Source organism: Paracoccus kondratievae, assembly GCF_009301415.1.
GTDB classification, from domain to species: domain Bacteria; phylum Pseudomonadota; class Alphaproteobacteria; order Rhodobacterales; family Rhodobacteraceae; genus Paracoccus; species Paracoccus kondratievae.
This window is the reverse complement of record NZ_CP045073.1, coordinates 1,291,616-1,304,424: the sequence shown is the minus strand read 5'-3', so window position 1 is coordinate 1,304,424 and position 12,809 is coordinate 1,291,616. Positions and strand designations below refer to the sequence as shown.

The following is a 12,809-nucleotide window of genomic DNA, read 5'->3' as shown; positions in this document are numbered from 1 at the left end:
AGGCCGATTCTGCGCCTATCTGATGCCACAATCGCCCCGCTTCGCAAGAGCCCAAAGGCTTATGCGCCCTTTCTTTGCCGATCCAGCGCCCCGCGCGACAACCGGTCAAGCAGGACCGCCACCGCGACGATTGCAAGGCCGGCGCGCAGGCCCAGCCCCATCTCCATCCGCGTCAGGCCGCGCGTCACCTCGGCGCCCAGACCGCCCGCTCCGACCAGCCCGGCCAGCACGACCATGGCAAGGGACAGAAGGATGCATTGGTTCAGACCGACAAGCAAAGTAGGCCGAGCCGCGGGAAATTCGATCTTCCACAGGATCGCGCGGGGTTTGGCGCCGATCGCCTGACCAAGTTCTTTCAGATCGTTTGGCACAGTGCGGAACGCCAGAGTGGTCAGACGCAGCATCGGCGGAATGCCGTAAACGATGGTGGCGATGATCGCAGGCACCCGCCCAAGGCTGAAGATCATCACGGCCGGGATCAGATAGACCCATGGCGGCACGGTCTGCATGACATCAAGGATCGGACGCAGTGCCGCCTCGACCCCCGGCCGGCGCGCCGCAATGATGCCCAGAGGAAAGGCGATGGCGACCGCGATCAGCACCGCTACAAGGACCAGCGCGATGGTCTGCATCGAGGCCTGCCACAGCCCGGTCAGCCAGCAAAAGCCAAGGCAGCACCCTGCAAGGACTGCTACCCGCAGCCCGGCGGCCATAGCGGCCAGCACCACAACCGCTGCAACAAGCCCCGCAGGCGGCAAGGCCAGAAAGGCCGCCTCGATGGTGCTTAGCACCGCCTCGATCACCTGGGTTATCAGCGCGAAAAACGGGTGAAAGCTGGCGTTCAGCCAATCGACAGCGGGTGCCAGAAAGGCTCCGGGATTGAAACTCATTTCGTCCTCGCTGCAGCCTGGGTCACACGGTCCAGCACCATCGTCAGCACCACGATGGCAATCGATGCGTTGATCGAGGTGGCAATATCCAGCGTGCGGATGGCGCCATAGATGGTTTCGCCAAGCCCGCCCGAACCGACGATTCCCGCGATGACCACCATGCCAAAGGCCATCATCAGGCTTTGGTTAACTCCGGCCATGATCGAGGGTACGGCAAAGGGCAACCGGATTTTCAAGAACATCTGCAAGGGCGTCACGCCTGTTGCATGGCCAAGCTCGATGAACTCGCGCGGGGTCTGGCGGATGCCCAGTGCCGTCAGGCGGATCGCCGGAGGCATGGCCACGATCACCGTGGCAATAAGCGCTGTTGCCGGCCCATAGCCCAAAAGCGCAATCGAGGGCAGCAGGTAGATATAGGGCGGCAGGGTCTGAACTAGATCCAGTGCCGGGGTCAGCAGCTTTTCCAGCCGCGGCAGCAGTCCGGCCAGCACGCCCAACGGCAGGCCAGTCGCCAGCGCGATAACGGTGGCCGCAATGACCAGCGCAAGCGTGCTCATGGTTTCGGGCCATAGCATCATCGCTGCGCAAAGCGCGAGTGCTGCGGCCGTGACCACTCCGGGAACCAGTCCCAGCACCCGCCAGGCCAGCAACCCGGCAAGGGCAGCGATGACATAAAAGGGCGGCAGCATCAAAAGCCCAAGCACACCGGCATATAGCCCTTCGAGCACGAGCCGGCAAAAATCAAAGACAAAGCTTGCATGATCGGCAAGCCAGAACAGCGCATTATCAACCTGCGCATCAAAGGCCGAGACGAGTTCTTCCATGGCCAATCCCTCTTTTATGGCCAACCGCTCAGGCCGCGCGAGCCTCGGTTTCGCCCCTGACCCCCAGCAGCAGATCGCGGATGGTGACGATGCCCAGCAGGCGGCCGCCCTCTTCTACCGCGACGGCATCGCTGCCCGAGCTGGTAATCAGACCGATCAGCGCGTCGATATCGGCATCAGGCGAACAGCGTGGCAGACCGTCCGTCACGCCCTGCCAGCGGACCAAGGGCTGCATGACCGAATGCGCGCGGATCAGGTGCAACCGCGAGATACCGGCAACGAAATCCGCGACATATTGGTCGGCGGGGTTCACCACAATCTCTTCTGCGGTGCCGGTCTGGATGATGATCCCGTCCTTCATGATCGCGATACGGTCGCCGATGCGGATCGCCTCATCTAGATCATGGGTGATAAAGACCGCCGATTTGCCAAGATCCTTGGTCAGCTGCCGGAATTCATCCTGCAGCTGGCGCCGGATCAGCGGGTCAAGCGCGCTGAAAGGTTCGTCCATCAGGATGATTTCGGGGTCCGAGGTCAGCGCGCGCGCCAGCCCGACGCGCTGCTGCATCCCGCCCGACAATTCAGCCGGAAAGCGCGCTTTCCAATCCGACAGCCCGACCTTGGCCAGCGCAGCCTCGGCAGCGCGGTTGCGCTGATCTCGCGGGACGCCCTGCACCTCAAGCCCAAAGGCAGCGTTTTCCAGCACAGTGCGCTGAGGCAACAAGGCGACCGACTGAAAGACCATGCCGATATGGCGCGCACGCATCTGGCGCAGCTCGGCAGCGTCCAGCGCGGCGATGTCACGCCCTTTGACCATGATCCGGCCAAGACTTGGCTCGATCAGCCGATTCAGCAGCCGGATCAGCGTCGACTTACCCGAGCCTGACAGGCCCATGATGCAGAAAATCTCGCCCCGGCGGACCTGTAATGAGGCGTTCGAGACACCAACCACACAGTTATATTGCCGCAGGATATCCTGTTTGGTCAGATCGCGTTCGGCGATGGCGCGAATAGCCTCGTCACTGCGGTCGCCAAACACTTTCCAGACCGACTGGCAGTCGATCAGAGCCTCGGTGCTTTCCATGTTTTCCCTGTCGCTTTTTCCTGATGCCGCAGCGGCCCGGCCAAAGGGCCGCCGGGCAGGGATCAGTAGGACTTGATGCTTTCCCAGCGCTTCAGCCGGTCCTCATGCGAGGCGGTCCACTCTGCAACCGCCTGATCCATGGTCTGGCCATCGTTCACCGCCGCATTTATCCGGGCGATCTCTTCGATGGGGATGTAAACGCTACCGATGATCTCGCGCGCTTCGGGATTGGCTTCGGCAAAGCCCTTTTGCGCGATCCAGTAATAGGATTGCGGCGGCGCGAAAATGCCTTTGGGATCGGCAAGGAACCTGGTGTCGAACTTCAGCGCCATCCAGGTCGGTTCCCACAGGGTGACGGCGATCCACTCCTTGCGGTCCACCGCCGATTTCAGGGCGGCGGTCATGCCCGCGGTGCTGCCCTCAACCAGTTGCAGTTTCAGCCCATAGGCGTCGATCGCATCGGATGCCTCACGCATCAGGCCCGCTCCCGGCTCGATCCCGATAAGGCGGCCGCCGAACTTGTCGGCGTTCTCATTCAGCTCTTCGATGGAATCTATGGTGACGTATTTCGGCACCGCGATGCCCTGATAAAGCCCGTGCGAAACCGGAGACAGTTTCTCAAGCCGGTTCTTGTTGCGGTTCCAGTAGTCATGGGCGACATAGTCGATCTGCGAGGCCATGATCTGTACGTCGCCCTTGGTCAGCGCCGCATAGGCGATGCCCCACTCGGAAAACTCGGTCACCTTGACGGTGTAACCTTTGTCCTCAAGCACCTTTTTGGTGATGCCGGTGATCGGGGTCAGGTCCTCCCATGACAGGGTCCCCATGCGAATCACCTTTTCCTGAGCGATGACTTCGGACGCCAGCCCCAGGGCCAACGCGCCGGCAAGGACTGCTTTGAATAACCTGCGCATTTTCGTTCCTCCACTGATTGGATCGTTGTCGGTCCAGGTCGCGGACATGAGGCGTCCCTTGCCACGACGCACGCCGCAGCAGTCTTTGCCCGGACTCATGTGTTTCGAGACGGGTTGCGATTTCCGGTGGGTTCAGAAGTGGCCTTACGTCAGGACGCCCCCATCCTGAATAAACTCATTTATCCATTCGCACCGGCACTTGAGCAAACGAGATTTTGCTTTGGTCGGGCATTAGAAAATCTACGGCGGGCCGCCTGCGGCATCAGCCTGCCTGTTCCTTCAGCACGGTCAGCACATGTTCCACAAACCCTGCCACATCCGGCCGTTTCAGAGATTTCTTTTTGCAATTCAGAAAGTTGCCGCGACCCGCCGTGATCGGCGCAGGGTGGGCGAATGTCAGCCGCCCCTCATCGATCAGCGCCCTGACCATATGATGCCAGCCCAGCATCACCCCCTCGCCCCGCAGCGTGGCGTTCATCAGCAGACTGACCTTGTTCGTCGACAGGCTGGAAGGGGCCTTGGCCCATTCAGCGCCCTGCGCGCGGAACCATTCTGCCCAGCCAAGCGGCTGCCAGCCGATGGCATCCGCACTCCAATGTCGGTCATGCAGATGCAACAGGTTGACGCGGTTCAGTGCATCGGGGTCCTCAAATGGTCCGTGTTCGGCCAGAAATGCCGGGGTACAGACCGGCTGGGCAATTTCCTGAAACAGGAAATGCAGCTCTTCGCCGACCTCGCAACGCTCGTTGCCGCATAAGAACGAGATATCCACCTCAGAGTAATTGCGCAGCGTGTCATCGGAATCCGAGGCCAGCACCACAAATCCGATCTCGGGGTGGCGGGCGCGGAAACTGTCGATCAGCGGCTGCAACCAGAACAAGGCCATGGCGTCGGTGGCCGAAATGGTCACCGTTCGCGGTCCCTCATCGCCGGTCAGAACCGAAACTGCGGCGCTGATCGTATCAAGTCCGGCTGTAACTGCCGCATAAAGGCTGGCGCCTTCGGGCGTCAGTTCCAACGCATTGTGCCTGCGGATGAACAGCGCAGTATCAAGCGCCCGCTCAAGCAGCCGGATTTGCTGGCTGACCGCGCCTTGGGTCACGTTCAGCTCGCGTGCAGCAAGGGTAAAGCTCAGATGCTTGGCCGCCACCTCGAACGTGGCGAATGAGCCAAGCGAAGGCAGGTAGCGGCGCTTGATCGGCGGCATGGCAGCGACATGTCCAGTTGAACGGGACGTCATTCTAGCCGCGCGCGCCATTCTTTCCAGCGCATATAAGCGTTCGCGCCGACCGTGTCGAAAGGATGGGGCGGCAGCCTGTCCGGCTGGGCCTCGGCGGTGAAAAAGCGGGTCACGGCGCTTGTCAGGCCGCATAGCATTTCGGCCGCGCCGATCCCGGTCAGGGTACTGCGCGTGGTGCCCAGCCCGTTATCCACACAGGCCGCGTACAGCCCCGGCTCAAGCTCACGCATGACCGAAACGCCATTTCGGGACAGGCACAGATGGCCCGACCAGCAATATTCAAAGCGCACACCCCTTAGCATCGGGAAACGCGCCTCGAATTTCTGCCGCATATGGCGGACAAGGCGGGCAAGGTCGCAGGTGCTGGTCTGCATCCGGGGCCGGTAATAGCCACCTTGCCGGATAACGATACGATGGCCGCCCTGTGCCGGACCAATGCGCCGCACTGTCGTCCCCATAGGATCCGAGGGCGTCGCCCCCCAGCATTCATGTCCGCCAAGCGCGCGCAGATGATCCGCCGACAGCTCTTCGGTCATGCAGGCGTTCAGCATGATGTGCATCAGCCGTCCGCGCTGAAAGCCAAAGCTTTCCAGATGGCCGTTATTCGCCATGATCACCCGCTCGGCGCGGACCTCGCCCCGTGCGGTCAGCAGCCGCCAGCCCTGCGCCCCATTCTCGATGCAAAGAACCGGCGATTGCTCAAAAATGCGAACGCCCGTACGTTCAAGCCCCAGGGCAAACCCGCGTACATAACCTGCCGGCTGGATCATCGCAGCGCCGGGGGTGTAAAGCCCGCCGCGATAATAATCGGTGCCCGTGATTTCGCGCATGGCGCTGGCGTCCAGCATCTCATGCGCCTCGCCCAGATCGCGCAGGTGGCGGGCGTAGCTTTCATTCGCAGCCATCCCCACCGCCGAGGCAGCGGCGTTGATCTTGCCGCTGCGCTGAAACCAGCCGTCAGGGATGGCGTATTCCGCCACCGCCTGCGCGGCAAAGTCGATCGCATGCCGGTTCAGCTGGGTTAATTGCCGATCCCGGCTTTCACCCGAGCCCGCATAATCTGACGAGGTCAGCTCATGCGGCAGGTCGATCATAAAGCCCGAGTTGCGCCCGGTTCCCCCTTCCGCGATCCGGGCCGCCTCAAGGATTACCACGTCCAGTCCCGGATCAATCTGATGCAGGCGGCGGGCGGCGGATAGCCCCGCGAACCCACCGCCGACAATGGCGATATCGCAGCCAGTCGCCCCCTCAAGCCGTGCACGCGGCGCGGCCCGAGACAGGATGGCATTCCACCCGGCCGGACCGTTAAAGACCGGGGTGCGAAGGGCCTCGTGCCTTGCCATCCTAGTCAAGGGCCGTATCGGCGTGATCGGTCAGGTCCAGCCAGATCGTCTTAAGCTGGGTGTACTGGTCATGGGCGTGGATCGAGTTGTCACGTCCACCAAAACCCGACTGCTTGTAGCCGCCAAAGGGGGTCGCGATGTCGCCCTCGCCAAAGCTGTTCACCGTCACGGTACCCGCGCGCAGCATCCGCGCCCCACGCAGCGCCCGCTTGCCATTGGCAGTAAAGATCGAGGCGGCGAGCCCGTAATCCGTGTCGTTCGCGACGGCTATGGCTTCCTCAAAACTGTCCACGGTTATAACCGTCAGGATCGGGCCAAAGATCTCTTCTGCCGCCAGTCTGGAATCACGCGGAGCCTCGACGATGGTCGGTTCGATGAAGCCATCAGCCACGATCTTGCCGCCCATCAGAATGGTTTCCTGCCCGGCTGCCTCCAGATAGGCGCTGACCTTGCCAAAATGCGCCGGGCTGACCAGCGCACCCACCCGTACCTGCGGATCAAGGGGATCGCCCACGATCCATTCACGGGCATGGGCGCGCACCCGCTCAAGCAGCCGGTCACGGATGCCGCGCTGAACGATCAGACGCGAGGCGGCCGAGCAGTTCTGGCCCATGTTCCAGAAAGCCCCGTTGACGACATGGGCAGCAACCGCATCCAGATCTTCGGCATCATCCAGCACGATACAGGGGTTCTTGCCACCCAGCTCAAGCACCACCTCTTTCAGGTTGCTATCGGCCGAATAGTGCAGGAACCGTCGCCCGGTCACAGTCGAGCCGGTAAAGCTGACCATATCCACATCCGGGTGGCGGCCCAACGGCTCGCCCACATCGGCACCACTGCCGGTCACAACGTTCAGCACGCCACGCGGCAACCCGGCCTCGACCGCCAGTTCCGCAACACGCAGCGCGGTCAGCGTGGTCTCGGCAGCAGGTTTGACCACGACCGAACAACCGGCAGCCAGCGCCGGGCCGATCTTCCACGCCAGCATCAGCAGCGGAAAGTTCCAGGGCAGAACCAATCCGACCACACCCACCGGCTCACGCACGATCATGGCGATATGATCGTCAGAAGCCGGCGCGACCTGATCATAAATCTTATCGATCAGCTCGGCATGCCAGCGGATGACATGGATCGTTTCGGGCACGTCCACCGTTTCGCAGTCATAGATTGTCTTGCCGCTGTCGATGCTTTCCATCACCGCCAGTTCGCGCGCGTTACGCCCGATCAGGCGGGCAAGACGCAGCAGAACCTCTTTGCGCGCGCCGGGATGCAGGCGTGACCAGCGGCCATCCTCGAAAGCCTCGCGGGCCTTTTGCACCGCCAGATCAACATCCTCGGCACCACAGGCGGCAACCTCGGTCAAGGTCTCGCCGGTCGCGGGGTTCACGGTGGCAAAGGTCCGGCCCGAGATGGCCGGCCGGAAAGTGCCGTCGATAAAGGCGTTCTGCGGCAGGCTCAGCGCCCCGGCGATAGCCTTATATTCCTGATTGGTCAGCAGACCGGTCATCTCAGTTTCCCTCCGTGATCGCCTTGACGGCGGTTTTCAGTGAGCGGATCACCTGTTCCAGAGCGCGCTTTTCATCCTTGTTCAGCCCCTTCAGCGGCGGGCGCATCGTGCCAGCACGCAGGCCGGTCGTCTCGACCCCATGTTTGACGCATTGGATGAACTTGCCGCCCTGTTCGAGCACGCGCATGAGCGGCAGCATCGCCGACATGATCTGGCGGCCACGGGTGAAATCCCCCCGGACGACGCATGCTTCGTACAGCGCGACATGCTCTTCGGGCAGGAAGTTCGAGCCGGCGCAGATCCAGCTGCGCGCACCCCATGCAAAGAATTCCAGCGCCTGATCATCCATGCCGCAGGACAGCTGGATATGCGGATAATCGCGCGCCAGCAGATGCAGCCGGTTGATATCGCCAGAACTTTCCTTGATGCCAATGACGTTGCGCGAACGCCCGACACGATCAAGAAACTCGCGCCCCATCTCGACGCCCATGCGGCCGGGATAGTTGTAAAGCACGATCGGCAGATCCGCCGCCCGGTCAATGGCAAGCGCATTCAGCGCATTCTCACGCTCGGTCGGGACCGAATAAGGCGGCGTGCCCAGCAGCAGCCCGTCCGCCCCCATCTGACGCGCGCCCTGCGCCAGCGCAATCGAGTCGGGCGTGCGCATGGCACCGGTGCCGACAAGGACCGGCAGGCGACCCGCCGCGCGCTCAAGGATAAAGCGCGCAAGATCCAGTCGCTCTTCGACGGTCTCGGCATAGTTCTCGCCGGTAGAGCCGCCCGAGATCAGGCCGTGTACCCCCGCCGCAACCAGCCGCTCGACCAGATCAGCCAGCGCGTCATAGTCGATCGAGCCATCGGCGTGAAACGGGGTGATCAGCGGCGTGTAGATACCTTCCAGCACCATCCGGGGCGTCATGTCGCGGCCTCCATTTTTCCTGTAGGATGGCTGCTTGATAAGGCCCCGCCGGACAGCCCGGCAAAGGAGAATATTCAGGCCCCTGGCATTAGAAAAAATAGGGCCAGCAGGCGCCCGGCCATGGCGTTGCAGGGGCGACATGTTGATGAAACACCCCCTATGCTGCTAATAATCATGGCTGCAATGACAACAAAACTCTGCAGGCAGCAGAAGGGGCAGTACATGAAATTTCCGCGCAGGACATTGCGGCTTGGCGTCGCCGTGGCCTCGGCGCTGCTCGTATTGAGCGGCTGTTCGGGGTTCCGTCGCCACAGCGAACTGGAGTGCATGGAGCGCGCCATGTATTTCGAATCCAACCGCTCAAGCCGGGACGGCATGATCGCGGTTGGCAGCGTGGTGATGAACCGGGTGCGGTCGGACAAATTCCCGAACTCGGTCTGCGGCGTCGTCGGGCAAAAGGGTCAGTTCGCCCGTGGCATCATGACCCGCAAGATGAACCCACGAGAGATGCCCAAGATCAAAGAGGCCGCCCGCTCGGTCATGCGCGGCGAACGCCATCCGCTGATCGGGGACGCCACGTTCTTTCACACGGCCGGGCACCGCTTTTCCTATGACAACATGCATTACGTGCTGGTGACAGGGGGCAACGCCTTTTACGAAAAGCGCAAAAGTGCCTTTGTAACCCGTCCCGTACCCCCGCCGCCGATCGAAGGTATCACCGGCCGGTAAAAAATAAAGAACCGGCCCCGGTCCAATGCCGGGGCCGGTCAGGTGCCGCCCCGGCGAACCGGGACAGCTGGCGGGGACTTCAACGCGAGCGCTCTTTGAGGCCACCGGTATGCGGGTCGATTTCCTCGAAATGGCCGTGGACCTCGATATCGTCCAGCAGCCCCTTCCACAGCGAGGCGCATAGCCCGACCATCACGACAAGGAAGGGCGCAGCGGCAATGATCGAGGCGGTTTGCAACCCGTCAAGCCCGCCCATCACCAGCAGAACCGAGGCCGAGGCGCCCGCAAGCACGCCCCACAGCACGACGATGCCGGCGCGCGGATGGGTGGTGCCGTAACTGGACAGCATCCCCATCACGACCGAGGCCGCATCCGCCCCCGAGACGAAAAAGATCGCGACCAGGAACATCGCCACGACCGAGGTAAGCCCGGCCATCGGGTATTGCTCCAGCATCGCAAACAGCGACACGGCCTCGCCCTTTTCGGCAATCGCCCCGACCAGCCCGCCGGGGCCGCTGATCTCAGAGAACAGCGCGCTGCCCCCCATGACGGTGAACCAGACAAAGGTCACCGCACTGGGGATCAACAGAACGCCTACGACGAATTCACGGATCGTGCGCCCACGCGAAATGCGGGCAATGAACACGCCGACAAAGGGGGCCCATGAAATCCACCATGCCCAGTAAAAGATCGTCCAGCTTGCCAGCCATTTGCTGTCGCTAAAGGCCGAGGTGCGGAACGACATCGAGATCAGATCGCTGAAATAATAGCCCAGCGACTCGATCAGCGTGTCGAGGATAAAGACCGTCGGACCCAGCAGCGCCAGAAACAGCAACAGCACCACGGCGATGACCATGTTCATGTTGCTGAGAAACTGGATGCCCTTGCCGACGCCCGAGACGGCCGAGAGGATGAACAGCACCGACAGCACCGCGATGATCGCCAGTGCGATGGCCGGGGATTCTCCGGTCTGCCACAGATAATTCATGCCACTGTTGATCTGCTGCGCGCCAAGCCCCAGCGAGGTGGCGGTACCAAACAGCGTGGCGATGATCGCCAGCACGTCGATCATGCGCCCGACCGGCCCATGGATGCGGTCACCAAGCAGCGGGTGAAAGACGCTCGACACCAGCGTGGGCAGGTCGCGGCGATAGCTGAAATAGGCCATGGCAAGGCCCGCCATCGCATAGATTGCCCAAGGGTGCAGCGCCCAATGGAAATAGGCATATTGCATGGCGACCAGAGCCGCCTCTTTGGTCTGCGGTGCGGCAAGGCCATGGGGCGGGTTGGCGTAATGGCTGATCGGCTCGGCCACGCCCCAGAACATCAGCCCGATGCCCATGCCGACGCTGAACATCATGCAAACCCATGAACGCGTCGAGAATTCGGGCTGTTCGTCATCATGGCCAAGCTTGATGCGGCCAAAGCGGCTGAAGGCCAGAAACAGCGAGAAGGCCAGAAAGAAGGCCGTCGAGATAACAAAACTCCACCCAAAGACCCGGATGATCCAGTTCAGGGTGGCCCTGGCGACTACGGCCAGGCTGTCGGGGCCTAGAACGCCCCACATCACAAAGCCTCCTGCGACCGCAATGGCCGGCCAGAAGACGCCAATGTTAATTCCCCTTTCGGGTTTCGTCTGCATTTACGATCTCCTCCGCAGTCTCCTCCAAGACTCGTTAAGGCGTCCGGCGCTGGGGATGCCCCGGGGCCGTCAGGCTCTCGCACAAAATGGAGGTCCGCATGACCCGGTCGTGGACAAGGCGGCACGCGTTTCACGCAGCCAGATCATGGCTTTGTTCCGATACGGCTTTTGCTCTGTGGCAGCGAACAATTCGTTGGCTTGGGCGAGTATCCTACGCTGGGTAAGATGTGACATGAGGCCCGCCGCAAAGAGCACTCAACCGACATGTTGAGAGGCAAAAACGTCCAGATCGCGACAATTGCATTTAAGCTTGATCAACAAAAAACCACACTCGAAGCCTTTGGCATTGCTGATTTTCCGCCCCAAGAGCAGGCCCGGCGGGGGCTGCAACAGAGGCGGCCGGGCGATTCTGCCTGAGGTTGATGCGGCATTGCAGGGTCTGACCCTGCTGGCGCTTCATCTCATAAAAAAACGCCTGCCCCGCAAGGGGGGCAGGCGTAAGGATACAAAAGGGACGTCAGACTCTTTCCAGCGCGATGGCGATGCCCTGACCCACACCGATGCACATGGTCGAAAGCGAGCGTTTGCCACCGTTCAGCGCTAGCTCAAGCGCAGCGGTGCCGGTGATCCGCGCACCCGACATGCCCAGCGGGTGACCCAAGGCAATGGCGCCGCCATTGGGGTTCACGCGCGGGTCATCCCCGGCGATGCCAAGCTCGCGCAGCGTGGCGATGCCCTGGGCGGCAAACGCTTCGTTCAGTTCGATGACGTCGAAATCGGCAGGGGTCAGGCCCAGCCGCTGCATCAGCTTGCGGCTTGCCGGGACCGGGCCGATGCCCATGATCCGGGGCGGGACGCCCGCCGTTGCCCCACCCATCACCCGGGCGATGGGCGTCAGGCCATGGGCCTTGACCGCCGCCTCAGATGCCAGGATCAGGGCGGCCGCCCCATCGTTCACGCCCGAGGCATTGCCTGCCGTGACCGAACCATTGGGAAACAGCGGGCGCAGCTTGGCCAGCGTCTCGGCCGTGGTGGCGCGGGGGTGTTCGTCGGTATCGACGACCACAGGCTCGCCCCGGCGCTGAGGGATCGTAACAGCAGCAATCTCGCGCGCCAGACGGCCATTGGCGATGGCGGCCGCCGCCTTTTGCTGCGAGCCCAGCGCCATGGCGTCCTGCGCCTCGCGGCTGATGCCGAATTCATCGGCGACGTTCTGGCCGGTCTGAGGCATGGAATCGGTACCGTAAGCCACATCCATCTCCGGGTTCACGAAGCGCCAGCCGATGGTGGTATCGTGAATCTCGGCATGGCGGGAAAAGGCGCTTTCGGCCTTGGGCAGCACAAAGGGCGCGCGCGACATGGACTCGACCCCGCCCGCGATCATCAGGCTGGCCTCTCCCGCCGCGATCTGGCGCGCAGCGACCAGCACCGCGTCCATGCCCGAACCGCAGAGCCGGTTGATGGTGGTGCCTGGCACCTCGATGGGCAGACCGGCAAGCAGCGCTGACATACGCGCGACGTTGCGGTTATCCTCGCCCGCCTGATTGGCGCAGCCATAGATCACGTCATCCACCGTCTGCCAGTCCACATTGGCGTTCCGCTGGATCAATGCGCGCAGGGGAACCGCGCCAAGATCGTCCGCACGCACCGAGGACAAAGCCCCGCCGAAACGGCCGATCGGCGTGCGGATATAGTCGCAGATAAAAACAGCATTCAT

The 12,809-nt window shown here is 62.2% G+C and carries 12 protein-coding genes; 2 read left to right on the top strand and 10 right to left on the bottom strand.

Features of this window, described 5'->3' with window-relative positions:
- Positions 1 to 59: 59 nt before the first annotated feature.
- The 8 genes from F8A10_RS17780 to F8A10_RS17745 form a co-directional block, all read right to left on the bottom strand.
- Positions 60 to 890, bottom strand: a complete 831-nt coding sequence (locus F8A10_RS17780) for an ABC transporter permease (protein ID WP_152368054.1) — start codon at positions 888 to 890, stop codon at positions 60 to 62.
- Positions 887 to 1,714, bottom strand: coding sequence for an ABC transporter permease (locus F8A10_RS17775; protein WP_010394571.1), 828 nt, complete (start codon positions 1,712 to 1,714; stop codon positions 887 to 889). The genes F8A10_RS17780 and F8A10_RS17775 overlap by 4 nt, the downstream gene beginning before the upstream one ends.
- Before the next feature lie 28 nt (positions 1,715 to 1,742).
- On the bottom strand, positions 1,743 to 2,798 hold the full coding sequence (locus F8A10_RS17770; RefSeq protein ID WP_152368053.1) for a quaternary amine ABC transporter ATP-binding protein: 1,056 nt from the start codon (positions 2,796 to 2,798) through the stop codon (positions 1,743 to 1,745).
- Positions 2,799 to 2,860: 62 nt separating this feature from the next.
- The gene (locus F8A10_RS17765) at positions 2,861 to 3,712 is read right to left on the bottom strand and encodes a glycine betaine ABC transporter substrate-binding protein (RefSeq protein ID WP_152368052.1); all 852 of its coding nucleotides are present in this window, start codon (positions 3,710 to 3,712) and stop codon (positions 2,861 to 2,863) included.
- A 262-nt stretch (positions 3,713 to 3,974) separates the two neighbouring features.
- Positions 3,975 to 4,919 carry a LysR substrate-binding domain-containing protein gene (locus tag F8A10_RS17760; RefSeq protein WP_152368051.1) on the bottom strand — a complete coding sequence of 315 codons (945 nt, stop codon included), beginning with the start codon at positions 4,917 to 4,919 and terminating at the stop codon, positions 3,975 to 3,977.
- Positions 4,920 to 4,948: 29 nt separating this feature from the next.
- The gene (locus F8A10_RS17755; RefSeq protein ID WP_152368050.1) at positions 4,949 to 6,295 is read right to left on the bottom strand and encodes an NAD(P)/FAD-dependent oxidoreductase; all 1,347 of its coding nucleotides are present in this window, start codon (positions 6,293 to 6,295) and stop codon (positions 4,949 to 4,951) included.
- Between the two features lies 1 nt (position 6,296).
- Positions 6,297 to 7,802 (bottom strand): aldehyde dehydrogenase, encoded by a 1,506-nt coding sequence (locus F8A10_RS17750; RefSeq protein ID WP_152368049.1) that lies wholly within the window; start codon positions 7,800 to 7,802, stop codon positions 6,297 to 6,299.
- Position 7,803: 1 nt separating this feature from the next.
- Positions 7,804 to 8,721 (bottom strand): dihydrodipicolinate synthase family protein, encoded by a 918-nt coding sequence (locus F8A10_RS17745; RefSeq protein WP_050804172.1) that lies wholly within the window; start codon positions 8,719 to 8,721, stop codon positions 7,804 to 7,806.
- A 222-nt stretch (positions 8,722 to 8,943) separates the two neighbouring features.
- Here F8A10_RS17745 and F8A10_RS17740 point away from each other — a divergent pair, with 222 nt between their 5' ends.
- Positions 8,944 to 9,450 (top strand): cell wall hydrolase, encoded by a 507-nt coding sequence (locus F8A10_RS17740; RefSeq protein WP_010394586.1) that lies wholly within the window; start codon positions 8,944 to 8,946, stop codon positions 9,448 to 9,450.
- A gap of 79 nt (positions 9,451 to 9,529) precedes the next feature.
- Here the strand turns inward: F8A10_RS17740 and F8A10_RS17735 are convergent, their stop codons facing one another.
- A complete protein-coding gene (locus F8A10_RS17735) occupies positions 9,530 to 11,092 on the bottom strand; it encodes a BCCT family transporter (RefSeq protein ID WP_010394588.1) in 1,563 nt (520 codons plus the stop codon).
- A gap of 264 nt (positions 11,093 to 11,356) precedes the next feature.
- Between F8A10_RS17735 and F8A10_RS21255 the strand changes: the two genes are divergently transcribed.
- A complete protein-coding gene (locus F8A10_RS21255; protein ID WP_193668252.1) occupies positions 11,357 to 11,509 on the top strand; it encodes a hypothetical protein in 153 nt (50 codons plus the stop codon).
- Between the two features lie 100 nt (positions 11,510 to 11,609).
- On the opposite strand, the gene pcaF is transcribed toward F8A10_RS21255, so the two are convergent.
- Positions 11,610 to 12,809, bottom strand: coding sequence for a 3-oxoadipyl-CoA thiolase (pcaF, locus tag F8A10_RS17730; protein ID WP_152368048.1), 1,200 nt, complete (start codon positions 12,807 to 12,809; stop codon positions 11,610 to 11,612).